General features: G+C 41.4%; 27 protein-coding genes and 2 pseudogenes. 2 read left to right on the top strand and 27 right to left on the bottom strand.

The genetic code is table 11. The features are described 5' to 3' along the window. Positions 1 to 220: 220 nt before the first annotated feature. From NST33_RS11955 to NST33_RS11870, 18 genes and pseudogenes are all read right to left on the bottom strand, one after another. Positions 221 to 643 carry a DUF1801 domain-containing protein gene (locus NST33_RS11955; RefSeq protein WP_221825082.1) on the bottom strand — a complete coding sequence of 141 codons (423 nt, stop codon included), beginning with the start codon at positions 641 to 643 and terminating at the stop codon, positions 221 to 223. Positions 644 to 662: 19 nt separating this feature from the next. Continuing rightward, entirely contained in the window at positions 663 to 1,463 is an 801-nt protein-coding gene (locus NST33_RS11950) for an aminoglycoside phosphotransferase family protein (RefSeq protein WP_339307974.1), read from the bottom strand. An 11-nt stretch (positions 1,464 to 1,474) separates the two neighbouring features. Further along, the gene (locus tag NST33_RS11945; RefSeq protein WP_091031581.1) at positions 1,475 to 1,750 is read right to left on the bottom strand and encodes a hypothetical protein; all 276 of its coding nucleotides are present in this window, start codon (positions 1,748 to 1,750) and stop codon (positions 1,475 to 1,477) included. Between the two features lie 164 nt (positions 1,751 to 1,914). Beyond that, positions 1,915 to 2,454, bottom strand: coding sequence for a GNAT family protein (locus NST33_RS11940; RefSeq protein WP_221825084.1), 540 nt, complete (start codon positions 2,452 to 2,454; stop codon positions 1,915 to 1,917). A 204-nt stretch (positions 2,455 to 2,658) separates the two neighbouring features. Then, positions 2,659 to 3,846, bottom strand: a complete 1,188-nt coding sequence (locus tag NST33_RS11935) for a glycoside hydrolase family 5 protein (RefSeq protein WP_221825088.1) — start codon at positions 3,844 to 3,846, stop codon at positions 2,659 to 2,661. Positions 3,847 to 4,053: 207 nt separating this feature from the next. Beyond that, a complete protein-coding gene (locus tag NST33_RS11930; protein ID WP_221825090.1) occupies positions 4,054 to 4,470 on the bottom strand; it encodes a hypothetical protein in 417 nt (138 codons plus the stop codon). Positions 4,471 to 4,496: 26 nt separating this feature from the next. Beyond that, on the bottom strand, positions 4,497 to 5,525 hold the full coding sequence (locus NST33_RS11925; protein ID WP_221825092.1) for an alpha/beta hydrolase: 1,029 nt from the start codon (positions 5,523 to 5,525) through the stop codon (positions 4,497 to 4,499). A 51-nt stretch (positions 5,526 to 5,576) separates the two neighbouring features. Beyond that, the gene (locus NST33_RS11920) at positions 5,577 to 6,212 is read right to left on the bottom strand and encodes a hypothetical protein (RefSeq protein ID WP_221825094.1); all 636 of its coding nucleotides are present in this window, start codon (positions 6,210 to 6,212) and stop codon (positions 5,577 to 5,579) included. After that, a complete protein-coding gene (locus NST33_RS11915) occupies positions 6,209 to 6,742 on the bottom strand; it encodes a GNAT family N-acetyltransferase (protein ID WP_221825096.1) in 534 nt (177 codons plus the stop codon). Before NST33_RS11915 ends, NST33_RS11920 begins: the two co-directional genes overlap by 4 nt. Positions 6,743 to 6,914: 172 nt before the next feature. Beyond that, positions 6,915 to 7,271: pseudogene (locus NST33_RS11910) on the bottom strand (NUDIX domain-containing protein); the annotation flags it as partial. Between the two features lie 145 nt (positions 7,272 to 7,416). Further along, positions 7,417 to 7,761 (bottom strand): serine hydrolase, encoded by a 345-nt coding sequence (locus NST33_RS11905; RefSeq protein WP_260633024.1) that lies wholly within the window; start codon positions 7,759 to 7,761, stop codon positions 7,417 to 7,419. Further along, positions 7,758 to 8,258, bottom strand: coding sequence for a serine hydrolase (locus tag NST33_RS11900; protein WP_260633025.1), 501 nt, complete (start codon positions 8,256 to 8,258; stop codon positions 7,758 to 7,760). Before NST33_RS11900 ends, NST33_RS11905 begins: the two co-directional genes overlap by 4 nt. An 82-nt stretch (positions 8,259 to 8,340) precedes the next feature. Further along, positions 8,341 to 8,817, bottom strand: a complete 477-nt coding sequence (locus tag NST33_RS11895) for a GNAT family N-acetyltransferase (RefSeq protein WP_221825098.1) — start codon at positions 8,815 to 8,817, stop codon at positions 8,341 to 8,343. A 108-nt stretch (positions 8,818 to 8,925) separates the two neighbouring features. Then, on the bottom strand, positions 8,926 to 9,384 hold the full coding sequence (locus NST33_RS11890; RefSeq protein WP_221825100.1) for a GNAT family N-acetyltransferase: 459 nt from the start codon (positions 9,382 to 9,384) through the stop codon (positions 8,926 to 8,928). A gap of 575 nt (positions 9,385 to 9,959) precedes the next feature. Beyond that, a pseudogene (locus NST33_RS11885) lies at positions 9,960 to 10,490 on the bottom strand (GNAT family protein); the annotation flags it as partial. A 2-nt stretch (positions 10,491 to 10,492) separates the two neighbouring features. After that, positions 10,493 to 10,993, bottom strand: a complete 501-nt coding sequence (locus tag NST33_RS11880) for a GNAT family N-acetyltransferase (RefSeq protein ID WP_260633026.1) — start codon at positions 10,991 to 10,993, stop codon at positions 10,493 to 10,495. 25 nt (positions 10,994 to 11,018) lie between these two features. After that, positions 11,019 to 11,375 (bottom strand): NIPSNAP family protein, encoded by a 357-nt coding sequence (locus tag NST33_RS11875; RefSeq protein ID WP_221825102.1) that lies wholly within the window; start codon positions 11,373 to 11,375, stop codon positions 11,019 to 11,021. Positions 11,376 to 11,500: 125 nt separating this feature from the next. Further along, positions 11,501 to 11,872: a hypothetical protein gene (locus NST33_RS11870; RefSeq protein WP_221825105.1), complete on the bottom strand. Its 372-nt coding sequence runs from the start codon at positions 11,870 to 11,872 to the stop codon at positions 11,501 to 11,503. 290 nt (positions 11,873 to 12,162) lie between these two features. On the opposite strand from NST33_RS11870, the gene NST33_RS11865 reads away from it, so the two are divergent. Then, positions 12,163 to 12,750 (top strand): SMI1/KNR4 family protein, encoded by a 588-nt coding sequence (locus NST33_RS11865; RefSeq protein WP_221825108.1) that lies wholly within the window; start codon positions 12,163 to 12,165, stop codon positions 12,748 to 12,750. Between the two features lie 109 nt (positions 12,751 to 12,859). Here NST33_RS11865 and NST33_RS11860 read toward each other — a convergent pair whose 3' ends face one another. The 9 genes from NST33_RS11860 to NST33_RS11820 all read right to left on the bottom strand — a co-directional run bounded on the left by NST33_RS11860 (position 12,860) and on the right by NST33_RS11820 (position 21,892). Next, the gene (locus tag NST33_RS11860) at positions 12,860 to 13,390 is read right to left on the bottom strand and encodes an AAA family ATPase (protein ID WP_221825111.1); all 531 of its coding nucleotides are present in this window, start codon (positions 13,388 to 13,390) and stop codon (positions 12,860 to 12,862) included. Between the two features lie 12 nt (positions 13,391 to 13,402). Further along, the gene (locus NST33_RS11855) at positions 13,403 to 13,888 is read right to left on the bottom strand and encodes an N-acetyltransferase family protein (RefSeq protein WP_313771520.1); all 486 of its coding nucleotides are present in this window, start codon (positions 13,886 to 13,888) and stop codon (positions 13,403 to 13,405) included. Positions 13,889 to 14,128: 240 nt separating this feature from the next. After that, positions 14,129 to 14,659 carry an AAA family ATPase gene (locus NST33_RS11850; protein WP_221825117.1) on the bottom strand — a complete coding sequence of 177 codons (531 nt, stop codon included), beginning with the start codon at positions 14,657 to 14,659 and terminating at the stop codon, positions 14,129 to 14,131. Positions 14,660 to 14,849: 190 nt separating this feature from the next. Further along, positions 14,850 to 15,914, bottom strand: a complete 1,065-nt coding sequence (locus tag NST33_RS11845) for a polysaccharide deacetylase family protein (RefSeq protein ID WP_339307965.1) — start codon at positions 15,912 to 15,914, stop codon at positions 14,850 to 14,852. 220 nt (positions 15,915 to 16,134) lie between these two features. After that, positions 16,135 to 17,187, bottom strand: coding sequence for an ABC transporter substrate-binding protein (locus NST33_RS11840; protein ID WP_221825122.1), 1,053 nt, complete (start codon positions 17,185 to 17,187; stop codon positions 16,135 to 16,137). Positions 17,188 to 17,260: 73 nt separating this feature from the next. Next, positions 17,261 to 18,235, bottom strand: a complete 975-nt coding sequence (gene yjfF / locus NST33_RS11835; RefSeq protein ID WP_017689006.1) for a galactofuranose ABC transporter, permease protein YjfF — start codon at positions 18,233 to 18,235, stop codon at positions 17,261 to 17,263. Further along, the gene (locus NST33_RS11830; RefSeq protein ID WP_083657362.1) at positions 18,225 to 19,268 is read right to left on the bottom strand and encodes an ABC transporter permease; all 1,044 of its coding nucleotides are present in this window, start codon (positions 19,266 to 19,268) and stop codon (positions 18,225 to 18,227) included. The genes yjfF and NST33_RS11830 overlap by 11 nt, the downstream gene beginning before the upstream one ends. Before the next feature lie 4 nt (positions 19,269 to 19,272). Next, positions 19,273 to 20,784, bottom strand: coding sequence for a sugar ABC transporter ATP-binding protein (locus NST33_RS11825; protein WP_221825124.1), 1,512 nt, complete (start codon positions 20,782 to 20,784; stop codon positions 19,273 to 19,275). Positions 20,785 to 20,869: 85 nt separating this feature from the next. Beyond that, entirely contained in the window at positions 20,870 to 21,892 is a 1,023-nt protein-coding gene (locus tag NST33_RS11820; protein WP_221825125.1) for an ABC transporter substrate-binding protein, read from the bottom strand. A gap of 243 nt (positions 21,893 to 22,135) precedes the next feature. Here NST33_RS11820 and NST33_RS11815 point away from each other — a divergent pair, with 243 nt between their 5' ends. Beyond that, complete coding sequence (locus NST33_RS11815) at positions 22,136 to 23,947, top strand: sensor histidine kinase (RefSeq protein WP_221825126.1); 1,812 nt, start codon at positions 22,136 to 22,138, stop codon at positions 23,945 to 23,947. The last annotated feature ends 1 nt before the right edge of the window (position 23,948 follow it).

Raw genomic sequence — 23,948 nt, 5'->3', positions numbered from 1 at the left:
GTTAACTGATTATGGTCCTGCTCAACATATACGTTGGATATTTACGGTACGAATTAAACATGTCATATGTATAAGATTCTCCACTCCTGAACGAGAACTGCTGGCAATAAACAGGTTGTCTTGATCTTCAAAACAGCCTGTTTATGCGTTATAACGTTTATGTGATAGATAGAAGCGTTTTATGTTCTCTAGTGATTCAGTACTTGTTGAGCGTGCAGATTTATTGATTCGGATAAGTTTCTTTTAAGAACTCAACAGACTGCACGATTAGCGCTTTCAACACATCCACATGAATGTCCGCGACCTTGTTGATGTATACACATGCTTTCCCTGTTGTATGTTTTCCAAAGTCCTTTAATAGATTTTCTCGCTCGCTATCCCCTGTGGCAAAATACAAACTGATCTTCGCCTTTCGTGGCGAGAAGCCCACTAGTGGTGCATCTCCTTCGTGACCCGATTCATATCTGTAATGATATGCACCGAATCCAATTATACTCGGTCCCCACATTTTCGCATCATAACCTGTCGTCTCCGTGAAGATATCCAATAATTGATAAGCGTCTTCACGTTTCTTTGCATGCTCGATCTGTTCAATAAATTCAATGACACTTTGGTCTGTTATTATTGTTTTAAGTTTGTACATTGAAGTGATCACTCCTTAATTAAGTCCAATCCTCAAAATGCTTTTCTAGAAAGACAAGCTCTTTCTCATAGTGTGCGAGATGACCTTCCTCTACCATTTTCATAAAAGCATGTTCCCCAGCAGCTGCGCGATCTGATAGTGTTTTACACATAAAACGAATGCGTGATATAACCCATTCCTTCAGGTCTGTGGGCACACTCAGTCCATACTTGCTCATAAATAATGTAATGCGTTCTTTTCGCACAGATCCATGTGCCTGGCTAGAGTAAGGCATAACACCCTTTCCATCCATCATTGGTGAGAAATCTGCGAGTGGAACGGACGTGTACAAGGCATAGGCGATATCCCACAGACGAGGACCCGGACCTGCCATATCAAAATCAATCATTCCTTGAGGACGGCCGTCCCTGAACACCATATTATACGGCGCAAAATCATTATGACATACAACTTCATCTTCAGTTATGCCTGGATATCTGTTCGTTGATACTGATGTTGTTGTAAATCCAACGGTCGCATCATGGTAACTTCTCAACAGTTTTGCGACTTCAATCAAAGATTCGTCTGACCACATATACTCTTCTAGATCAGGGTAGTCATTGCCTGGAACGATGCCTTTGAGGTAAGAAAGTATTTCTCGCCCCAGTTCATCTATTCCCAAAAATCGAGGGGCATGATCATAACCCACTTTTTCGAGATGTAAAAGCAATTCAATCACGTATGGATTTGGTTTGGCATACCGGCGAACCGTCTCACCTATTCTGACAACCTGATTCACATTACCTCCCGATAACGCTTCCTCCTGTTCGGACACTTTCATCCCTCCTCAAGCTAAACTTCCTTGCTATGCCCATGATTACGATTTTTCTTATAACTCCCCGGGAATCCCGCAACCAATAGTATGAATCCAACAAAGAACATGAAGTATACGAGTAAACCTGTTGGATGCTCGTTCGTCTGAGCAAACTGGGGTACGTTAGTCCCTCCTGAAGCATATCCTGCTTCTACTATAGCGACAGATACTCGGATTGAAATTCTCTCCATTGTCGAAATGAACACACTGCCAAGCATGAGGACTACACCCAAAATCTTGTTAATATTATTCATTTAATGCCTCCTTCTTGAGCCGTCCACTATTTTATGAGGTTATCTACTTAATGTCTTTCGATTCTCTAGTCCATATTCCTGCATTTTATATTAACGGTCCGTTCCTATATCATATCAAATAGCGGCGTCATCACTGACGCCGCTGTTAACGCTCTCTGAATAAGTTACGTAGCTAACACTTGGTGCAGATCCATACTATTTTGGAAAAAGGCTGACCGTTCAACATAATACAGATCGTACATCTGTTCATTCATATTGATCCGTTGATATACATCTGGATACACATCATTGGCTAATTTCACATAAGGCAGTTTTTGTACGGCTTTTCTGGATCTTATATTCTGCTTGCGTATCTTCATAAATACCGTTTCAATCCCATGTTCCAGAAACAATTCAACAAAAAAGGCTGATTTGGCTCTTTGGCTATACCCATTTCCAAAAAAAGGTGATCCAATCCAAGTGGCTAAAAAACCGGTTTGATGCTCAATATGATATAGATCAATGGTTCCAATAGGCTGCCCTGTTTCATTCAAAATCGTTCGGGATATCACTGTCTTTTGTTCTTCTTCAGCCATCAATTGTTTCGTCAGGAATAGATATTCCTCATACGATTGGCATGCATAACGAACGTAAGGAGAAACTGCGGGGTCCATCATTAAACTGTACAGTGGAAGGCATTCCTGCAAATCACGCTTTTTTAACATTCTGTCTACCACCTAGTCCTTTTAGTTCGCTATATCAAGCAAATTAAGTATATAAAAGGTAGTGTGGGATTTAATGAATTCTGTATGTGGCTTATGTAAAATGCATTGGTAAATGTTGTTCAACTTTATCTCCGGGTAGCACAAAAAACGGCATGTCCCTTTTGGAGGAACACGCCGTTTGCACGGATGCAGATAGACAGTAAATTATTGCATACCTTGCATGATCGCATTAATGATATTTTGCTGAGTCACGGTATTATTTGAACGGTTAAATAATGCGAATCCATGTTGACCATTGTGCCCGTTATCCCAATACACAGGAACCATTTTGTATTTCTTGGCTTTTGCTGTAACTGCTTTGGCATATGCAGCACGATAAACATTGTTGCTGGAATCGTAAGACGTTTTATCAATGGAACCGAACTCACCAATCACTACAGGATAGCCCTGAGTCACAAATTTGTCGTACATGGACTTGAATTGCGATTCAAGATAATCCTCTTGTCCCCAAGTAGACTTTTTGGCAGGATTCGTAGAAGTTGCACCCCACTGTGTGATATTGCCGTTTTCCTCACCTGCAAAATCCCACGGAGAGTAATAGTGTGCCGAGATCATGATTCTCTTCTGCGAACTAGGAATAGCCGAGGATCTGTAATTATCTGTCGGAAGAGTAAAGCCATAATTACCAACAGTGTAGTCAATGTTGGTGTTCCAGCCTGGAACTAGCAACCATCTGGCATTGTTGTTACCTCCAGTCTGACGAACCGTATCCACGAAGATTTGGTTGTATGCGTTCAGATTGGTGTAATAGGCCGAGTTTGGATTGCCATAGTTACCATCAAAAACTTCGTTCATGGATTCGAAAATAAGGCGATCATTGTAGTTGCTAAACTTGGTGGCAATCTGCTGCCAAACCTTCTTATATTTTTCCTTAATGGCAGTCTGATTGCCACCATTCACCAGCAGCCATCCACCCTGTACGGAATTATACCCATCACCATGAATATTGATGATCACATACAGACCTTCATTGTACGCATAGTCCACGACTTGCTGAATTCGATTCAGCCATGCCGCATTAATTGTATAATTGGGAGCGCTTCCAATGTTGTTCAAATAGGAAACGGGAATACGAATGGATTTGAAGCCTGCCGCTTTTACCTTTTTGATTAACTCTGGAGTTACCGTAGGATTGCCCCAAGCTGTCTCATTCGGTGTACCGTTCACCGCTGCTTCCAGCTGATTGCCGAGATTCCATCCTGCACCCATCTCAGACACTATTTGCGAAGCGTCCGCTGCTGATGCTTTAGCGCTCCATCCGGTAAAAGCTACCGCAGCCACTAATACCAGTGCCAAGCTGCTGATGCCAAATTTCTTCCATTTTTTGAACATAACCATACCTCCGCTTATTCTATTATTTTTAACAAGCAGTGCAGTTAATCTATGCATACAGATTGAATGATTCGAGAATACGTGCCTCCTCTCTCTATCGATCAAACAAATGAATTCTTCGTCCGACACCAACATAATAACACATTTATGGAAAATAAAGCGATATCTTTATTGTTTTTTGTGACTATTTACTACAAAATAATCCATCTATCCATTTAAGTGGATTGCTTGAATTTGTTCTCTATCAAAATCAATAATCATGATGTGATCGCGCAAAATATGATCTCCGCAAGATATTGTTGCGCCGTAGTCGGTTATACTGTTAAATGTGATATCCACACGATAGACTTCAATCTCATTCAACCAATTTTGATGTACTTTTTCCTGAAGTTCATTCTCATAATAATCTCGAAAGACAGTCTCACAAGTTGAAAACCACTTAATGTAGTCTTCTATTTTATGAACAATTGAATCTAACGGTGTATTTGTGGACACATATATTCGGACGTCATTTAAATCCTCATCCTGTATGCAATGTTTGAATATTTGCACTGTATTTTGCAGAGTGTAACACCGGTAACTCTCATCACTCTCTTCTTCAAGCTCAATGAATTCACTTAACAATATGATCTTACTCCTCTCAATGCATATTATAATAGCCCATTTAACCACTTTACGAATTTTTCTTTCTCTTCAAACTGTGGGTAATGCGCTGACTCGTTGAATACAATGAAGTCTTTGATCGGTGCATCCAATACGTCAAAATAATCACGTGCTGCATTCGCAGTGGTCATATAATCATATTTACCCATTACAAAATAGGTAGGAATCTCCAGATGATCAACAATATCAGGTAAATTTTGATCAAATGCTTCCTTCAGTAAGATGTCTTGTGAACTAAACATCCCTGAATAAAAGCGAATCATATCCAGTCCATTGTATTCAGGATTTAAAAGGAATCCTGAAATATAATCTCTATTCTCATGGATGAGCCTGGCTGCACCACCGTACTTTTGCAACAACATTCTAGGTGTAAGTTCCTTTCCTTGCTCGATCGAGCTGCGAATTAGCTCCAGTTTTTTAACATCCTCTGCATTACCGGCTTGTTTCGCTTGCCCGTACGTGTACTCCAAACTTTCCAGTTCGCTCTGAATTGTATTAGCCATCTGTCCAATGCCTATATAAGCGTGAAACTGAGTGGGTGCTTTAGCCGCAGCTTTCATCCCGATGTATGTACCAAATGAATGACCAATTAATATAACCTTCTCTTGACCTAACTCCTTAGATACATAATTCCTTAACGCTAACAAATCATCTACTAATACATCTGTTGTGAGATTCGAGTAATCCTCAAAAAAGTGATAGGACTTCCCACTCCCACGTTGATCGTAATGCACCACCGTGAAGTGTTGCTCAAGCTCTTTCTGATACTTCCTTACGTATGGAATCTCCGAGCATCCCGGCCCGCCATGCACAAAAATCAGGATAGGGTTAGTCCGATCAACACCCCTGATCATGACTTCATGTCCTGTACCGTTAATTTCGACCTGCTCTAACATGCTGATGCTGTTTTCACCTTTAATTTTGGGTGTCCATGTGGGAAATATCAGAGCTACTATAACCATTAAAATAATACTAAGTATGCTGTATTTGAGTGTTTTACGTATTTTTTTGCGCATGTAATGCTCCTTAAATAATAAGTTTCATTTGTAATTCTACCAGCGATTCCTTTATCGTAACGGATACAACAATTCAACGGGTTCTATCATCAGCTCTTGTTGGAAGATGTAATTGTGATCGGCTCCAACGATACAGAGGATTCGTTTTTCTGGATGAGCTTCAATTGTATTTTTGACTCTTTGAACCATAATCTGATTGCGGACCACCCATCGAAAGTTCTGTGCCTTCGCGTTTACCTGATGCAACCATTCATATTTTTGTCTGGTTACACGATCGAACTCCTTTGAATTAAAAGGAATCTCGCCAAACTGATACGTCTCCATTTGCTCTGCAAACCAGTGATCATCCCGTTGTTCAAGTTCTTTGCGTTCCACGTCCGAATAACCGTTGAATGGATCAAAAGCATTCCACACATCCAATTCAAACCAGTCAATAGGGACAAATGGGATGTTATGCTCCTCGCATAAAGGGAAGACCAATTCCCAATACTCACTGGCTGGTTCTCCCCAGTATCCTCTATCATGTTTGTCCTTCAGATACCTCATCCAACTCTGCGGATGAACTTCACCACAAATGAGATCTGGTTTAAACTCAGTAATCACATCCTTGTAAAGAGAAAGGGAACAATGATATCGCTCCCTGAGTTCAGGATTATGAATGGTGCCAAGTATCCCAACCGTTGTCATGTGCCCAGCTCCTTTATCATATGTATATCGTTCGGCTCTTTGTCATAAAGTTCTTGATCAATCTCGCTTGCAATCTGGCTGCCCTGACTTTTATAAAAGGATACCGCTGATTTCGTCTCTGTGGAGGAGATATACAGATACTGTGCACCACGTTTCTTAGCCTCTTCACCTAACTCGTTTAGAATACGTTTACCAATACCTTGTCTTCTGTACCCGCGTGAGACATACATCAAGTCAACTTGTAATTGATTTCGTTCTTTTCCTCTATATTGATGTGCCAGCACACCAAATCCGATTAATTGATCGTCAGCAAACGCACCATATGCCATGCCACCTTGTTCTAATTCGTACACATATCGATTTTGAATCTCTTTCAAAAGCATCTCATCCCAGTTTGAGCATTCATGATTTTGTTCAAGCTCAACCAATCGGTTCTCTCTCATTTCATAGATGAGATCAATATGTTCCGAGCGATCTATTTCCTGCAGCTGATTCACATCATCAAGGGTCAACGTTCTATACGCTATCATGGTCGTTGCCAGCTCTCCTTCCCATGTTATTTCTAAGATCCTATGGCTTTATTGATCGAAGTCTGTATTTATCAAAGACTCTTTTATCGTACAAAATAGTGTATTCCTTGTTCTCTTCAATTAGTTTTGACATATCCATTGGAACGGCTATTGTTCGTTCGTGATACTTAAATCAGCTTATTTTAATTTCAGGTAACTCATTCAAATGATTTATTTCGATAGTGTATTTCTTAAGCTTATGGTTCTCAAGTCCATCCCATCTGTCTGAGAAACGATATAACATATCTCCGAAGTTCATCCCTTCAGGTAATACATCCACAAGCTTTATTTCATCGATTTCAGACTCCGGTAAGCTCTCCAGCGATTTAACCTCAGCATAAGAAACCATACCAAAGCTCCCATTCCATTCATATACTCCATAAGGAGTTAATTCGAAGCGTACTGCCCCTGTCTCTTCATAGAGTTCTCGACTCGCCGTGTGTAAAATGGTTTCCCCTATTTCTTTGTTGCCTCCTGGGATCTCCCAACCTCCTCTTTTCCTCTTTTCCTATTTTCCTATTTTCCTATTTTTTATAATGATGAATTTATTGTTGTATTTCGCGATCATAACTGCAAATTTGATTAACTCCGGATCGAGTTCATCTAGATCAAACCAGTGGCTCATGTTATCTCTCCTATAAACAACTATTCTTCAACATAAAATTGTTAAACCAATGAAGTGATAACAAGCTATCATTGGATATAATTGTAGTGAATACCGCAACCAATGGTAGCTCTTGGTTAACAAATATGTATTGCCCTCTTCCACCGCCCATACCCATAGCATAAAACGTTTTATTTTCAGCGTCTTCTTCCTTGTTGCTTTTCATTATCCACCACTGATATCCATACTGAGACTCTATATTTGGGATATTATGTATTGATCTAGCGATCCATTCAGCAGAGATGAGTTGTTTCGAATTCCACTCCCCATTCTGAGCGTATAACACTCCAAACTTCAGCATATCTTCGATCTTCATTCGCAAACCAAAACCACCGATCGAAATCCCTTGTGTATCTTGATACCAGTGAAAATCGTTAATACCAGAGGTGCAAATAAGTACTTTTTTGCAAATTCCGAAGTGTTCATACCAGTCGCCTTCTGCAATATGGCGCTAAGTATATGCGAACTCCCACAACTATATTTCATTTGAATTCCAGGTTCGAATTCAACAGGCTGCTCAAGAACAAATTTCGTCCAATTCTTAGATGGAATCATCGCTTCATTCCCCGAATAGTGTAGGCCCAAGGACATTGTTAATAGATGCTTAATGGTAATCCCCTTTTTGCTATCATCCAGATCGTTAAAATAGTTCACAATTGGAATATCCTCATTCTCAATGTATCCCTGTTCTATAGCTATTCCCACCAATGCGGAGAGCACACTTTTTGTAATTGAATTCACTTTATGTTGTTTTTCTTTCGTTTTTTGATTTCGATAGTATTCATATTGAATTGAGTTTTCTCGGTATATCATGCAACTCTACGCTTTATTTCTTTTGATCTCTCTTTCGAGATCATTAAATTCAGTGATATATAACACTCCCTTCTCCTGTGATTCAAAGCTCCAGTACGGTTATTAACTCATCATGACAGATTTCGCCGTTGTCTACGAAACCAAAGCTTTCATATAATTTTTTCGCGCTGACATTTTCGGGACTATAGGAAATCCAGCAATATTGTGCAGGTCCAGCTGGGTATGTACGAACAAATTCCAAAACTTCTACCATAGCTTGTCGTCCATATCGGCGGTTCTGATATTGATGATCAATCATCAGTCTCAGAATGCAATAACTATTATCCGCGATAGAGGGTAGATCATATCCAGTAATGCCATAGGTAATCATCACAAATCCTATCGGTTGATCGTCCATATATATAGCAAAAGGAAATGGATGACCTCCATTTTGCGAAAGAACATAACATGAAGCTACACTCGACAGATTGGAGGCCACGAATTGCCGTTGATCATCCGAGACCTCCAGATTAAATATTGCACGACGATTATCCAACGTAATTTTTCTCAAACTAATCATCTTATCACTTCCTAGTTGTGTTTTGTTCAGCCAGATATTCATCTATTTTACCAAATGCTCTATAGCCTTCTTCATATAGATATATTGCCCTCTGAAATGTTGAGTCTATCATTTTATTTCCAACCTGTAGATCATTTCATCATCTGAATTGGTTCTATTCTCACTAATGAAGGACATGCCCTTGTACAAGTTCTGTGCTATTTCGTTATCCCGTTCAACCGTTAATGAAATAACCTTGCATACCGGATGCTGTTTTGTAATGTAATCTAGAATGGCTCTTATAGCGCGCTTTCCCATTCCTTTGCCTTGATAGAATTGATCGATTTGAAAACCACCAATCCAGTAATTATCTGTACTATTGGGAGTGTAACTTAGATAAAAGAAACCAAAAACCTTCCCATCGATCTCAAGTACGTAAGGATCAAATGCTTCATCCCACGGTTTTATATAGGCGTAAGCTATCCCCTCAATAACAGATGGAACTAATGACGCTTGGTGTTTATACAAAGAGATCTTCAGCGCCTCTTCCCAATTCTCTCGTGTGACTGGTTGTATTTTTATATTCACCACTGTATCTCCTCTTTCGACATTCCTTAATTCATTCTAACGTTCTTTTCACTTTCACTTACAACCACTTCCAAATGATGTTCAATCAACTGTATCGCTTGTTTTTTATTCTTCGTGATTGTTGCAGTCTTATGGTTTTTGTTAATTGTACACATAACTTCTTCTATATTATATTGATGGTTCCATTTCACAATCATCTTGCATAAGTTCTTGAATGACTGCTTGTAATTCCACGGTCGCAAGCCCACTCTGGACAATACAAACCTCTTTATAATCCGATAATCTCTAATGAAAACATTTGGAGCTAATACAAAAATCAAATCCGCTTCCTGGATGGACTTTATTGTCCAATCTTTGCACTGTACTCCTTCTATGATCCAAGCTTCTGAACTGACAATAGATTGGACCAATTCATCCCTAACACTTTCAGGATATCTCAGATTTTCTGCACTTCTGTCCCATGTGAGATTGTCTAATTCATAGGAAGGAATACCATATTTATCCGACAATCCTTTGGCTAATGTTGATTTCCCACTGCCGCAAGATCCAATAATTCGTATTCTCATACATATTCTTTCTTCAAAAAATGCATAGATGACATTATCAACAAATCGATTTTTCCAATAATAATGTTCTTTCAATATGCCTTCTTCACTGAAACCAATTTTCTCAAGCAACTTTCTTGATCCCGCGTTCTCTGGCTCTACAAATGCTTCAATTCTGTTTAATTCAAGGTTCTTGAATCCATATTCAACGATTTTCCGAGTTACCTCGGTCATGTAACCCTGCCGCCAGAACTTCGGTGCTAACTCATATCCCATCACAGCTTTATAATGTTGTTTCATCCAACCATGAAATCCGCATGTTCCAATAATTCTGTTGTCCGATTTCAAAGCAATTCCCCAGCGGATCACCTGACCATTTTCGAATCGTTCTTTCCTCCTTTGTATAAGTTCTTCTGCTTGTTTTATAGTTGTGAAACTTTCTACATCGTAGAATCTTGTAACTTCATCTGAAGAAAAAATATGAAATATGTCTTGGGAATCACTCTGTTTAATCTCTCTTAACAGCAATCTTTTGGTTTCTAGCTCAGGAAATCGAGTCATATTCACTTCACCTCAATCGAGTATACTGCTACATTTTTCCCAATTATATCTACGTCCTTCTCGTGTTTCATGCCATTCTTTTGCGCGACTTTCATAGAACCCACATTGCCATGTTGAATCAACGATATTAATCTTTTCTGCTTCAAGTGATCCATTCCATATTCTTTCCACGCTTTTGCTTGTTCATATCCGTAACCCATTCCCCAGTATTGCTCTACAACCCAGTAACCAACTTCTAGCTCATCAGCGCCTTCAATGATTTGAGGAATCAGTCCAGAGGTTCCAATTAACTTGTTATCCTCTTTATTGAATGCGAGGAACAGCCCTTTATCGTCTTTATTCCAGTTGATGAACTTTTCCAGACTTTGCATGGTTTCTTCCTTCGTCCAAGGTCCTCCATGTCTTATAAATTTCATCATATTCGGCTCACTTGTCATATCAAAAAGTAAATCGAAATCATTTTTGGTATATTTCCGAAATATGAGTCTTTCTGTCTCCATCATTCTCTCAGCTCCTTATGCATTTACTTCACTTCAAAATCGTTTGTTCTCGATCTACTGTCGATGTGAAAAACGCTTGTCTAATCTCTTCTCGAAATACTTCTTTATACCGATGTCTTCCAATCTGATCAAAACGCGCTTGAACTCGCTTTACGTGTTCTGTATCTGATTGTATCTTTTTCTCAATCTCTTCGTATTGTTCAAGGGTATCGTATTCCCACATCGCAAAAATTTCACTGGTTTCATCATCGATAGGCGTGTGCCATCTCCCAATCAGTCTTGATCCGTATTTCAACTGTGATGGCAGCAAAATATCATTAAATAAAGCGTTAAATTCTTCTACAAAAGAAGTCGCAATAGTATAGGTTTTTCTCCGATATATCATTATCTTCCCCTTCATATGATGTAATCGTATTCATAAATATCAAATATTATAGGAGATTTCCACTCACTCACATCCTGGTTATGGAGCTAGTGAGCAAAACTCTCATAAAACGCCTATCATATTTATTAAAATTGCCGTGCACTGATCGTTATATCAACTTTATGTCCTGTACTGCTGAAAACATAAACTTTGAAGTCGGTTGTTACCCCCACAGCCAAATTCACTTTTTTTTGAGTTCCTTTATCAATAGGAACTTCAAGTGAAGTGTTATTGCCCACGGAAATTTTCATATAAAGATTGCTCTTACTGGTATTTTCAATCCACAGATGCGCATCTTCACCGTTATCAGGGTCCATTGTAAAGGTCTTTTCATAAGAAGCATAACTACTATGATTTGTAGAATGGATGAGTTGAACGGACGAGGGTGCATTAACTGAATTTGTGGGGGACAATAATGATAAAGCTAGGCCAATTCCTAAAAACATATGTAATGACAATGTATTCCGCTCCTCTATATCGTTACTATAAAACCAAGGATTCCAATTACTTACATAATTGTACTACGAAAGCATGGGAGGGTCTATCTAACCTTAGCAGTTAATCCCATGCACCTTTATCACCAGACAGACAGTTAATACTTGTAGTTGCCAATAAACTAGAGAAAAATGATAAACTGATCTTAGTATACAGAACATATTGTAGGGGGAAAGATTTTTCACACCAACGCAGTACCTTTACTTTATCTGCGTATATTTGCTTTATATTTTATGATTGGGAGGTCATCATAATGGATTTGGTAAACAAATTTTTAAATGGATTAAGAGCAGCATTATCACCAGAAGAACTTGAGGAACTGAATACAGCGAGCGGTGCTACAAAAGAAGATATAACTACTTTAAGATCAAAATATCCAAATTGTCCAGAATCACTCATCGGTTTACTAGAAAATATTGATGGTACATATTGGAGGAAGTACGGAGGAAAAGAAATTACGGTTTGTATTCTTGGCTCAGATGTTGAAGAAGGCAGATATCCATATTACTTACTCTCTACCCAACAAATGCTCGAAAGTTCAAAAAATGAAGAAGACGTCTCTTATCTTTTAGTATACGAAGATGAAGAGTATGCCGTTGACTCTAAGATCAATCGTGAGGGGCTTCTTCCAGGGAAATACATTCACTTTTCAGACTGTATGAATAATGGTGGAACATCGAGACTTTATATTGATTTTAACCCTACTGATGAAGGTGTACACGGTCAAATTGTTCGCTTTTTGCACGATCCTGACGAATACGTAGTGATTGCAAACAGCTTTGACGAGTATTTACAGGGGCTTATTGACAGTGATTTTGTTTTTCTAAATGAAGAAGAGTAACTTCGATAGGTTTGTATAAAGTTGTACATAAATTGGTTTAGAAGAATAAAAGAGACAGCTTTTTCGCTGTCTCTTTTATAATCAAGTATACCAAGTGAAGAGTGAAGGATTATTTCACTCGATATTTCTCATTATTTATAATTTCACTTACTATTTCAGGTAATTGTGCTTCTGTAAAATGATTAGTATAGAGCTTGTTGTCTACTCTCAAATCCAGATGATTTTCAAACTCATCCAGCAGAATTATACTTCTTTCTTTCATTTGATATTCTTCTGCTCTTAGACGGTCTCTACGAATAATCGTTTGACGATCAACCATGAGTACAACATAGATTATGCGAACATTATAGTCTGCCAATTCTGTCATTAATTCATCAATGTCTTCCGGAAAGGCCACATAGTCCAGCACTACATCGTATTTATAATCCAATAAGTTTTTCACTAGACTAGATATATTTTTCCAAGTTAAGTCGTTTGTATCCTTATCAAGCCAGGGTTTACCTCGCCCTTTGACCGGAAAGTGACTAACCGCATCTCCAGAAATGTAGGCACTTTTATCTAAAGTCTGAACCAGCAGCTTGGAAGTTGTAGATTTCCCTACTCCAGGGGGTCCAGATATAATATATAGGTTTCTACTCATTTCGTATTCTCCTTACAATATCTTTTGGAAACTTCCAATATCCAGTTTTCTATCGAATTTATATCCAATCTCTTTAAACAGAGCACATTGTTCATAACCATTTCTCTCAAATAATGATTTACTTCTTGTATTCTCCATGCAAATCGTCGCAATTAAGGTATGGAACCCTTGTTCTTTTGCAATCTTCTCAATAAAACTTAATGCTTGTTTCCCCAAGCCTTTTCCCAAAATATCGGGCTTTAAATATATGGTGACTTCACCGCAAATGTCATATGCCTGTTTACTCTTATACTGGGTGATCAGAACATAGCCCATCATTTGATTGTTTTCAAGAATTATATAAGTTTTATACCGTGTATCCTTGTTCATTACAGAGGATTTAATCTGATCAAGATCTAATTCCTCCGTATGAAACGAAATCGTTGTATTCATTACATAATAGTTATAAATCTCTCTAATTTCAGGGAGGTGTTGTTCGGTTACCTCTTCAAAAGTCACAGTCGTCAATTAGGTTCCATCCTCTTCTGTTCATTTCTTCATCATATGTATGAAATACCGCGTCTAGATTTAATTCACCGGAAATATGAGGATATTCCCTGCCTTCATTATACAGATCTTCCCATATAACTTCTGACTTTATTTTAGAATCCCATTGATCAACGCGGCTTCCCATTCTTTTCTCGAGAGCACATGTACAATCATCATCATCATAAAACCCTCCTATTAAAAAAATGATAATTATTTGGATAGGACCTTTTTCAATATGAGTTCTATGATTTCACTAGTCACCAGATGATCGGTAATAATGCAAGTTTGAAATTGTTCATCCTTAAAAGCTTCAACACACTTTGGTGCTTGTTGATACTGCCAGCCTCCATATTCATCTCCGCGTTTAGCCAAACGATGATAAATTGTCTCTTCTTTAGCCGTAAGGCAAAAATGATGAATGTCCTGATCGATCTCTTTCAACCCGTTATAGATGTAATTAAAATTTTCCTCTTTATAAATGGTCATGGGGATAATTAAGTGTTTGTTGTATTTCTGCTTTACTTCTTTAGCCGTCTTTACGGTTAGAATTTTCCATAGATCGATATCTTGAAAATCATCCGTACGTTCCCTTTCCTCTCTACAATTCTCCGGAAGAAGTTTTCTGAGCATATAACCTATTTCTTCAGGATCGTAGATCATGCTGTTTGCAATTAAGGGCTGAAGTGCTTCTGCTGCAGAAGTTTTTCCCGAACCAAACGCTCCATTAATCATAATAATCATTTAATTCTTTCACTCCTATTCAATAAAATTTTTCAATAGAAACCAGATTCTTTACATACAATTTCATCCATTATAAATGTTTTCCTTCCACTTTTGTGTTACAAAATGGCCAAAACATGATGAAATCCCATTGGGTCAACCCAACGGGATTTCATCATAGTGCATTATTTTCCAATCAACCTTGAGCTTGTTAATGTATTTCCAAGTAATCGATGTATATATCCCATGTCCCGTCATCGGCTGTTACAACCAACTCAATGACCTGATTTCCCGTTCCGTGGCTGATATTATTCAGGGTATAAACCGCTGGAGCGCTTCCGCCAAAGTAAAAGGTTCCCTTCGTCTGTCCGCCAATCTTCAAATCAACTCTAGCCATGTTGGCATTGTTTGAAGCTCCACGAAGCGAGAAATTATGAGTGCTCGTTGCAAAATTCTGAGTGTATTTAACCAAATCATTGTTGGCATAAAGGACCACACCATTGAAAGGAGAACTGATATTGCCGGTGTATTGTCCACCTTTGGTCATGTTCTCAGATTCCACTTTTGTTCCGTTACTTGGGGGATTCGTAGTGCTACTATCGGGTGCGACTGCCCGACCGGTCGTTGATGAGATCATGCCGGAGCAAAGGCCACGATTCTTCAGATTTTGTGCAATCTGCGGAATGGCCTGAAGTGTCGTCTGGTACTGATCATGCATTAGAATGACGTCACCACTTTTCATCGTATTCACAGCTGCTACGATCTGAGCTGCGCTGGCACCATTCCAGTCTTGGGAATCTACGTTCCACAGTACTTCCTTCAGACCGTTTTGGCTCACAACGGATTTCAAGGTCGCATTTGTCGCACCGTAAGGAGGTCTGAATAGTTTAGGTGAACTTCCGGTAATGGACTGGATCGTCTGCTGTGTCCGAGTAATCTCTGACGACATCTGAGAACTGTTTAATGTAGTCATGTTTGGATGTGTATAGGAATGATTGCCAATCCACATACCAGCTGCTACTTGTGCAGAAACCAGAGATTTATTATTTTGCGCATTTTGTCCAACATTGAACATCGTTGCCCGTAAGCCCGCCTGCTTCAACGCGTTAAGCATGTTTGTTGTATTTCCAGATGGGCCATCATCAAACGTCAGACCTACATAACCATTCGGACAACTTGCATCTGCAGCACGAGCATCGGGCACCCCCGGAATAGAAAACAAGGTACCGAAAAGTGCGAGAGATATTACCGCCTTTGCCAGCTTTACTTTGAACATAAAATTACCTCCCTCATATTATATTCACAGCATAATACCTTCTACACTCCCTCTCTTTATCGAACTCTCACCCCTCAAAAAAGCGCTTTCAAAAGTATGTAATCCGCTACGTCCTTTCTCATAGAGAAGAGCTTTTAGTTCAAGGTGAGTTCAGTATAAACGATACCTCTATTTAAAGTAAATTGAATTTTATCCAAAATGTTCTAATTTATCACGAATTCTAGAATCGCCTGTTGTACATCTCCCGTCCAGCACTCTCCTTTGTAAAAATATCCTCCGGGGGCACCATGCGCTTCGGGAGTGTACGCCCTGCAATAATTTCTTTTGTAGCCTGCATAAGCTGAGGACCAAGCAGCGGGTTACATTCCACCACAGCGTTGATTTTCCCACTCGCCAAAATTTCAAGTGCTTTGCGGGAGCCGTCCACCGAGACAATGATAATGTCCTCTCCCGGCTTCAGCCCAACTTCTTCTATCGCTTGTATGGCGCCAAAAGCCATTTCATCATTATGGGCAAAAAGAACCATCGGCCGTTCGTCTTCCGGGACCTGAAGGAATTCTTTCATCACTTGTTTCCCATTGTCCTCCGTAAAATCGGCAGGAGCACTTTGTGAGAATATGATATCTGCTCTGGTGTCGAAAATGCTTCTAAAGCCTTCGCCACGCTGGATGGAAGGTGTAGAACCACTCGTGCCTTGCAGTTCGGCAATTCGTATCGAACCCGGATGATTTCGCATCCGATCCTGAATGTACTTCCCGGCCTTCACACCTTCCTCATAAAAGTCCGATCCAATCGTTGTTACAAAAAGTGAAGTGTCTTTGACATCAACTGACCGGTCTACGATAATCACGGGTATACCTGCATCCCTGGCCTCCTGAAGAATACCATCCCAGCCCGATTCCACGACCGGTGCAATGGCAATGACATCCACCTTTTGCCTGATGAACGACCGAACAGCCTCGAACTGTTTCGTCTGAGACTGTTCTGCATTTTTTATTACAAGGGAGATTCCCGATTCAGCCGCAGCATTCCGGATAGACGTGGAGTTTGCCAGACGCCAGGCACTCTCTCTGCCCAGTTGGGAAAAACCCAAAACAATCGGTTTCGTAGAGGTATCCCTTGCTACCGCTGATTCCATCCATTCCTCAACGGAGGGAAGAGTTTCCAAGTTGTTAGACGAGATGGGAGGAGGAACAGATTCAGACTCAGGGGTTGTGCAGCCGACAAGCAGCAGTAGAATGAACAAACACAACCCGTTCACATGTCTTCTCACTCACGCATCCCCCATCTCATTGTTATATCATTGTTTCGGTATCCGTGTTCAATATCATTTAAATTCGATCAACTTAATGCAGTGATTTCGAGGATACTCGCCGCCCGCTAAGAAGTCGTTGGAACAAAATAAAAACAAACAGCATCAGGCCAATCACAATCTTGGTCCACCATGAGCTGAGCGTACCTTCGAAGCTAATTATAGTTTGGATAGCCCCTTGGATCAATACACCAATAAAGGTTCCCGCCACATACCCTACACCACCTGTTAACAAGGTGCCTCCTATTACAACAGCGGCGATGGTATCGAGTTCAAGACCCATGGCGTGTAATCCATAACCGGATAACATATAGAAGGTAAAGACAACACCGGCAAGCGCGGAGCACAAACCGCTGAACGTGTACACCAGGATTTTGGTACGTGCAACCGGCAGTCCCATAAGCAGCGCGGATTGCTCGCTTCCGCCGATGGCGTAAACGTTGCGCCCGAACCGAGTGTAATGTGCCAGGTAGATTGCGAGCAGTACAATAACCAGAGCAATAATCACATTAATGGAGACAAAACTGCCCCCTGGCAGGGAAATTTTCGCCTGCGCAACCTGTGTGTAAAATGGATTCGTAATGGTAATGGTATCGAGACTGATGACATAACACAGCCCCCGCGCCAAAAACATGCCTGCCAGTGTCACGATGAAAGGCTGGATTTTGAAATAGTGGATGATCGCCCCCATGACTGTGCCAAACAACGCACCCATGACAAGCACCATAGGTATAACAATCGCAGGCGACCACCCTTGCTTCTCGACCAGACTTGCGCTAATGATGGTCGTTAGCGCAATTACAGAACCTACCGACAGGTCGATTCCTCCCGATACAATCACAAAAGTCATGCCAATCGCCGTGATAATCAGAAATGCGTTATCAATGAGAAGATTAAGCAGTACCTGTGTGGAGAAGAACCCCGTATACCGAAAAGAGCCTATGGCAAACATCACGGCCAGCAAGCCGAAAGTGACAAAGACCGGGAGATACTTACGATTAAGAAACATGGCGGTTAACCCCCTGTTCGGCTGGAAACTTCCGTTTTTTCCAACGGATCACCATAGAATTGCGGAATGAATCGGATTGAATCAAACATACGGCCAGTACAACAAAGGCTTTGACAACCAACGTAACTTCTGGCGGGACTCCGATCATATAGATCGTCGTTGTTAAGGTTTGGATAATGAGTGCTCCAACGACGGTACCCATTAGATAGAAACGACCACCATTGAGCGAAGTACCCCCGATGACTACAGCAAGAATGGCATCAAGTTCATACCACAGACCTGCGTTATTGCCATCCGCACTGGATACATTCGAGCTGAGAATAAGCCCGGCAATGCCGGCACACAGACCACAGAAGACATATACCGTGAGAATAACCGTTTTTGAACGAATACCTGCCAGTTGGCTCGCGTTTGCGTTACTTCCAACCGATTCAATAAACAGTCCAAGTGCCGTTTTTCTCGTCAGCAATGAGGCAACAAGCAGCACAGTTAATACGATGAAGATGGAAAAAGGTAATGCTGCAAGCGAACCTGCACCGATATAGGCGTAGTTCGCGTTGGATACAGTAATAATCTGTCCACTCGTAATCAATTGCGCAATCCCACGTCCAGCTACCATCAGAATAAGCGTTGCAATAATGGGTTGGATTCGGGCGACCGAAACCAGCGCCCCATTCCATATGCCCAAGATCAGTGAGAGACCTATAGATAATCCAAGTGCACCCAACACAAGCCAGAGCGAACTCTGATCCACTCCTCTGCTGATGCTCATACAAGCCACGGCACCGGAGATCGCTACAATAGAGCCCACGGACAAATCGATACCTCCGGTTGCAATCACCAGTGTCATGCCGATCGATACCAGAATTAAGGGCGCTCCAAAATTGAGAATATCAATCAAGCTGCCATACAGATTCCCTTCACGCATGACGAGGGAGAAGAAATCCGGAGAGTACAGCAAATTAAAGATTAAAAGTAAACCAAGCATACATAACGGCCAAAACAAATGATGTTTACGCATCTTGCCCGCCATCTCTTTAACCTCCTGCCATTGCTTTCATGATTTGCTGTTGATGGATCTGATCCCCGCTAAGTTCTTGCACTTTTTTGCGGTCCCGGATTACGGCAATCCGGTGGCTGACACGAATCACTTCTTCCAGCTCGGACGAAATGAACAGCACGGCCATGCCCTGCTTCGACAGAGAGAGCACCAGCTTCTGTATCTCAGTCTTTGCACCGATATCAATTCCACGCGTAGGTTCATCGAGAATCAACAGATCGGGGTTCATCAGCAGCCACCGTGCAAGCAACACCTTTTGCTGATTACCGCCGCTCAGATTTTTAATTAAATGCTCCGGGTTTTTCGGATGGATATTTAACAGGTTGATGTACTTTTCGGCGATCTCATCCTGTTTCTTGCGTGAGATTGGTTTGGACCAGCCTCGTGTCGCTTGTAAAGCCAGAATAATGTTCTCCCGAATGGTCAAATCATCGATTATGCCTTCGGTTTTACGGTTCTCGGAGCAAAAAGCAATATTCTGATCAATTGCATGACGCGGCGACTTGACCGTACTTCCTGTATCTACAACGAGCAGCTTGCCTACATCTGAACGATCTGCACCAAAGAAAAGGCGAGCGATCTCGGTACGACCAGACCCCAATAACCCAGCCAAGCCCACGACTTCTCCTTTGCGAATGTCCAGATCGAACGGCTCAATTGCTCCTTTGCGTCCAAGTGCCTTAGCGGTAATTAACAGTTCTCCCGACTCCGCCTGGGCAGCATCCGCTTCCTTCGGAAGCTCCTCAAGGACCTCGAGCTCCTTGCCGATCATCTTGAGCACCAGTTCCATGCGTGGAAGTTCTGCGGCTATGTACTCTCCTTCCAATTCCCCGTTACGGAGCACCGTTAGACGATCCGACATTTCGTATACCTGATCAAGAAAATGAGTGACAAAAAGAATTGCGAGACCTTCACTCTTTAATTTGTGCATAATACGAAACAGTTGCTGAACCTCGTTTTTGTCCAGACTGGATGTGGGTTCATCCAATATGAGCACTTTTGCCGAGATGCTGAGTGCTCTTGCAATTGCAATCAGTTGTTGCATCGCGACCGAATAGGTCTGTAAAGGAGCCTTAACGTCGATGGACAGATGTAATCTGTCTCGCAGAAGGTTCTCCGCATCTTTGTTCATTTGCTTCCAATTGATTTTGCCAAATCGCATCGGTTCCCGCCCGATGAAAATATTCTCAGCAACCGTTAAGTTTGGACAGAGATTGACCTCTTGGTAAACGGTACTGATTCCCGCCTTTTGCGCTTCAAGCGGACCGGAGATCGAGAGATCACGGTTATCCATGGTTACCGTTCCTTCGTCAATGGAATAAACGCCGGTCAGAACTTTAATAAGCGTCGACTTCCCCGCTCCGTTCTCACCCATCAAGGCATGAATCTCGCCCGGAAACAAGCGAAAGCTGACGCTGGATAGCGCTTTAACCCCGGGAAATTGTTTGGTGATGCCTGACATTTGCAAAATGGGTGCTTGCTCAGCCATATAACCCTCTCCTTTGTTATGGAAAAAAGTCATTTAGCGACAGCCTGGTCGAAAAATGACTTTTCGGTGTTATACGAATCTGCTTTTAATATTCGCGTGATGGCAATGCTTCTTTGGCTTGCTCTGATGTGAAGGTCGTCTCATCCGTAACGATTCGGGGTTCGATGTCTTTCCCGTCCACTACCGATTGAACCGCTTCCATTAATTGAGGTCCCAACAACGGATTACATTCAACGATAAAGTTGATTTTGCCATCAGCAGCAGCCTGCATCCCATCCTTCACGGCATCCACAGAGATAATGGTAATATCTACGCCTGGTTTCAATCCTGCCGCTTCAATGGCCTGAATTGCACCAAGTGCCATATCGTCATTATGTGCATAGAGAACATCTATTTTTTTATGTGCTTTGAGGAAAGCTTGCATGACTTCTTTGCCTTTGGCACGTGTAAAGTCACCCGATTGTGAAGCAATCACTTTAAGCTTCGAATTGGAAGCAATCAATTCCATAAAGCCCTCTTGACGGTCATTCGCTGGTGCAGAGCCTGTTGTACCCTGCAGCTCAACGATATTGATCTCGTCTTGTGTGTCCTTGTATTGGTCACTAAGCCACTGACCTGCTTTGCGTCCTTCTTCTACAAAGTCGGAGCCAATAAAGGTTTTGTAGAGGGTTTTATCCGGCGAATCCACAGCACGGTCCGTCAAAATCACGGGAATGCCTGCATCCTTCGCTTCCTTCAATACGGTGTCCCAACCCGATTCCACAACAGGGGAAAAAGCAATCACCGTCACCTTCTGTTGTATGAAGGATCGCAAAGCTTTAATTTGATTTTCCTGCTTCTGCTGCGCATCGGAGAATTTCAAATCATAACCCGCTTCTTTGGCTGAATCCTGAATCGACTTGGTATTCGCCGAACGCCAACCACTCTCCGCACCAACCTGCGAAAAACCAAGCGTAATTGTTTTGGCGCTGGCAGGTGTACTGCCATTCCCACTCGTTGAAGTTTCTTTATCGGAGCCTGCTCCTCCATTGGTACTGCTACATGCCGTGCTGACCAGCATCACCATAGCCAATGTTATGGCAAGTCCCCACTTTTTTTTGGTTCGCATGTTGTGATCCTCCCTTTTTTCGTTTCACCTTGTGGTGTGACCACATTATAGAACGCTTTCATTCCGAGCTTATATGGAGTCTCATACTTTATTTATGTAATAATTTAGTAATTTCAAAAAATGGAGTTTAGAACGTGTAATTTCTTTGTTTAATTGTGTAGTATTTAGCGATTCTCTTACATATTAGAAAATCATGTTATACTAATGATACATTTTTGATCCCTTCAGATGGAGTGGAATACGTTGAAACTCATTCAATGGATTGCTTCAAGCCTCAGGCTTAAACTACTCAGCATGTTTATCATCCTCAGTTCAGTACCACTGATCGTGGTTGGATTGATTTCTTACCACAAATCCTATACGGTCGTATCCAATCATAACAAGGCCTCGACACAGCTGGTTGCCGACCAGCTTGCCAGGAACATTGACATCTTGTTTGAGGATACGGAACGGCTGCTTGAACTGGGCAAGAACCCGCAAGTGCTTCAATACCTGTATTCTCAATCGGAGTCCTACCCGGAAGCCAAAGCCATCCTTCAGACATACAATCTTTATCGCGAAACCTACAAGTATGACAAGGTACTTAATATCTCGTTCGTGAATTTCTATGGAAAAGGCATAAGTGAACGAAAAGGCGTGTTCAAGCTGGAACGAAATCCGCTACGTAACCCGTACTTCAAGTATCTGATACAGTATCCGGATGCGATTCTGCGCATCCCTCATTCTGCAGCCTATGCCGAATATAACAGGCTGGATGGGTTTGCTTACCCTAAACAGAATGCGCTTTCAATTATAACTACGGTCAAAGAGCGAATTACACATGAGGTCATCGGGTTCATAGTGATTGATTTGAATGATTCGTTCATTGATGATTTTTTGACGAATACCCCTATTAAGGATTCCGGTTTTTTCTATATTAGTGATCAATACGGAAATACACTCTTCAGGCCGGATGCCACCCCGGCATCCATAACCATGATGGATCAGATCCGATCGGTCCCTTTACATCTACAGCACGATAGCTTTATCCTGTCTGCAGGATCCAAGCCCCAATTTGTTGTATACAGCACCTCAAAACAGACCGGATGGAAAATGATCGGGGTAGCTCCTTATCAGGAAATCATTGCAGAGGCCAATAGCATTCGCCAATTGATCATCATTACGGTTTTGTTAAGTGCTTTCTTTGCGATATCGTTATATTTTTTCCTGAATAATCGACTGATTCTTCCCATCCAAATTCTGATGAACAAGATGCGTAAAGCTGCAAACGGTTACTTGGAAGCCAAAGTCACACCACACGGCTCGGACGAAATTGCTGATCTGGGCAAAAGTTTCAATGTGATGCTGGATAAACTCAAAATGTCAATCGAAAAGAGCATTCGAGAGAATGAACAGGTGAAAATAGCTGAACTACGTACGCTACAAGCTCAGATCAACCCTCATTTCCTGTATAACACGTTGGAATCCATCCTATGGATGGCTGAAGCAGAGAAAAAAGAAAATGTAATCAAACTTGTGCAGGCCCTCTCGAAGTTCTTTCGTTTGAGTCTGAACAAAGGATTCGACTGGGTATCCATTCAAACCGAGCTTGAACATGCGCGGAGTTACTTGGTTATTCAACAGATGAGGTACCACGATATTCTCACCTACGAGATCAGCGTTGATCGTGAGCTTCAGGATTATCCCATTTTGAAAATGACGCTGCAGCCCCTGATTGAAAACGCGCTCTACCATGGGATCAAGAACAAACGCGGTCAAGGACTGATATCCATACACGGATATGTAGAGGACAATAGCATCATTCTCACCGTACAAGACAACGGAATTGGCATGTCTGCGGATCGATTGGCACAATTACGTGAAGAGCTGGAGAAGCCGGCCGGTTCACATTCACCCCAAGATAACGAGCAGGAAGGCGGATTCGGTCTACTCAATGTACATCACCGGATTCGGCTCTATTTCGGACCATCTTATGGTGTTGAAATGGAAAGTACGTATATGGAAGGCAGCACATTTATGATTCGTATCCCCAAAAGCAAGGAGGTTAACCGTTGAA

Source organism: Paenibacillus sp. FSL L8-0435 (assembly GCF_037965655.1).
GTDB lineage: Bacteria > Bacillota > Bacilli > Paenibacillales > Paenibacillaceae > Paenibacillus.
Note: the sequence above shows the minus strand (reverse complement) of the source record. Positions and strands in the feature narration are given on the sequence as shown.

Coding starts and splice junctions, on each gene's coding strand:
- NST33_RS11955 (WP_221825082.1), bottom strand. CDS start 643: ATGTACAAACTTAAAACAATAATAACAGACCAAAGTGTCATTGAATTT.
- NST33_RS11950 (WP_339307974.1), bottom strand. CDS start 1,463: ATGAAAGTGTCCGAACAGGAGGAAGCGTTATCGGGAGGTAATGTGAAT.
- NST33_RS11945 (WP_091031581.1), bottom strand. CDS start 1,750: ATGAATAATATTAACAAGATTTTGGGTGTAGTCCTCATGCTTGGCAGT.
- NST33_RS11940 (WP_221825084.1), bottom strand. CDS start 2,454: ATGTTAAAAAAGCGTGATTTGCAGGAATGCCTTCCACTGTACAGTTTA.
- NST33_RS11935 (WP_221825088.1), bottom strand. CDS start 3,846: ATGTTCAAAAAATGGAAGAAATTTGGCATCAGCAGCTTGGCACTGGTA.
- NST33_RS11925 (WP_221825092.1), bottom strand. CDS start 5,525: ATGCGCAAAAAAATACGTAAAACACTCAAATACAGCATACTTAGTATT.
- NST33_RS11920 (WP_221825094.1), bottom strand. CDS start 6,212: ATGACAACGGTTGGGATACTTGGCACCATTCATAATCCTGAACTCAGG.
- NST33_RS11915 (WP_221825096.1), bottom strand. CDS start 6,742: ATGATAGCGTATAGAACGTTGACCCTTGATGATGTGAATCAGCTGCAG.
- NST33_RS11905 (WP_260633024.1), bottom strand. CDS start 7,761: ATGAAGATCGAAGATATGCTGAAGTTTGGAGTGTTATACGCTCAGAAT.
- NST33_RS11900 (WP_260633025.1), bottom strand. CDS start 8,258: ATGATATACCGAGAAAACTCAATTCAATATGAATACTATCGAAATCAA.
- NST33_RS11895 (WP_221825098.1), bottom strand. CDS start 8,817: ATGATTAGTTTGAGAAAAATTACGTTGGATAATCGTCGTGCAATATTT.
- NST33_RS11880 (WP_260633026.1), bottom strand. CDS start 10,993: ATGATGGAGACAGAAAGACTCATATTTCGGAAATATACCAAAAATGAT.
- NST33_RS11875 (WP_221825102.1), bottom strand. CDS start 11,375: ATGATATATCGGAGAAAAACCTATACTATTGCGACTTCTTTTGTAGAA.
- NST33_RS11865 (WP_221825108.1), top strand. CDS start 12,163: ATGGATTTGGTAAACAAATTTTTAAATGGATTAAGAGCAGCATTATCA.
- NST33_RS11860 (WP_221825111.1), bottom strand. CDS start 13,390: ATGAGTAGAAACCTATATATTATATCTGGACCCCCTGGAGTAGGGAAA.
- NST33_RS11850 (WP_221825117.1), bottom strand. CDS start 14,659: ATGATTATTATGATTAATGGAGCGTTTGGTTCGGGAAAAACTTCTGCA.
- NST33_RS11845 (WP_339307965.1), bottom strand. CDS start 15,914: ATGTTCAAAGTAAAGCTGGCAAAGGCGGTAATATCTCTCGCACTTTTC.
- yjfF (WP_017689006.1), bottom strand. CDS start 18,235: ATGTTTCTTAATCGTAAGTATCTCCCGGTCTTTGTCACTTTCGGCTTG.
- NST33_RS11830 (WP_083657362.1), bottom strand. CDS start 19,268: ATGGCGGGCAAGATGCGTAAACATCATTTGTTTTGGCCGTTATGTATG.
- NST33_RS11825 (WP_221825124.1), bottom strand. CDS start 20,784: ATGGCTGAGCAAGCACCCATTTTGCAAATGTCAGGCATCACCAAACAA.
- NST33_RS11820 (WP_221825125.1), bottom strand. CDS start 21,892: ATGCGAACCAAAAAAAAGTGGGGACTTGCCATAACATTGGCTATGGTG.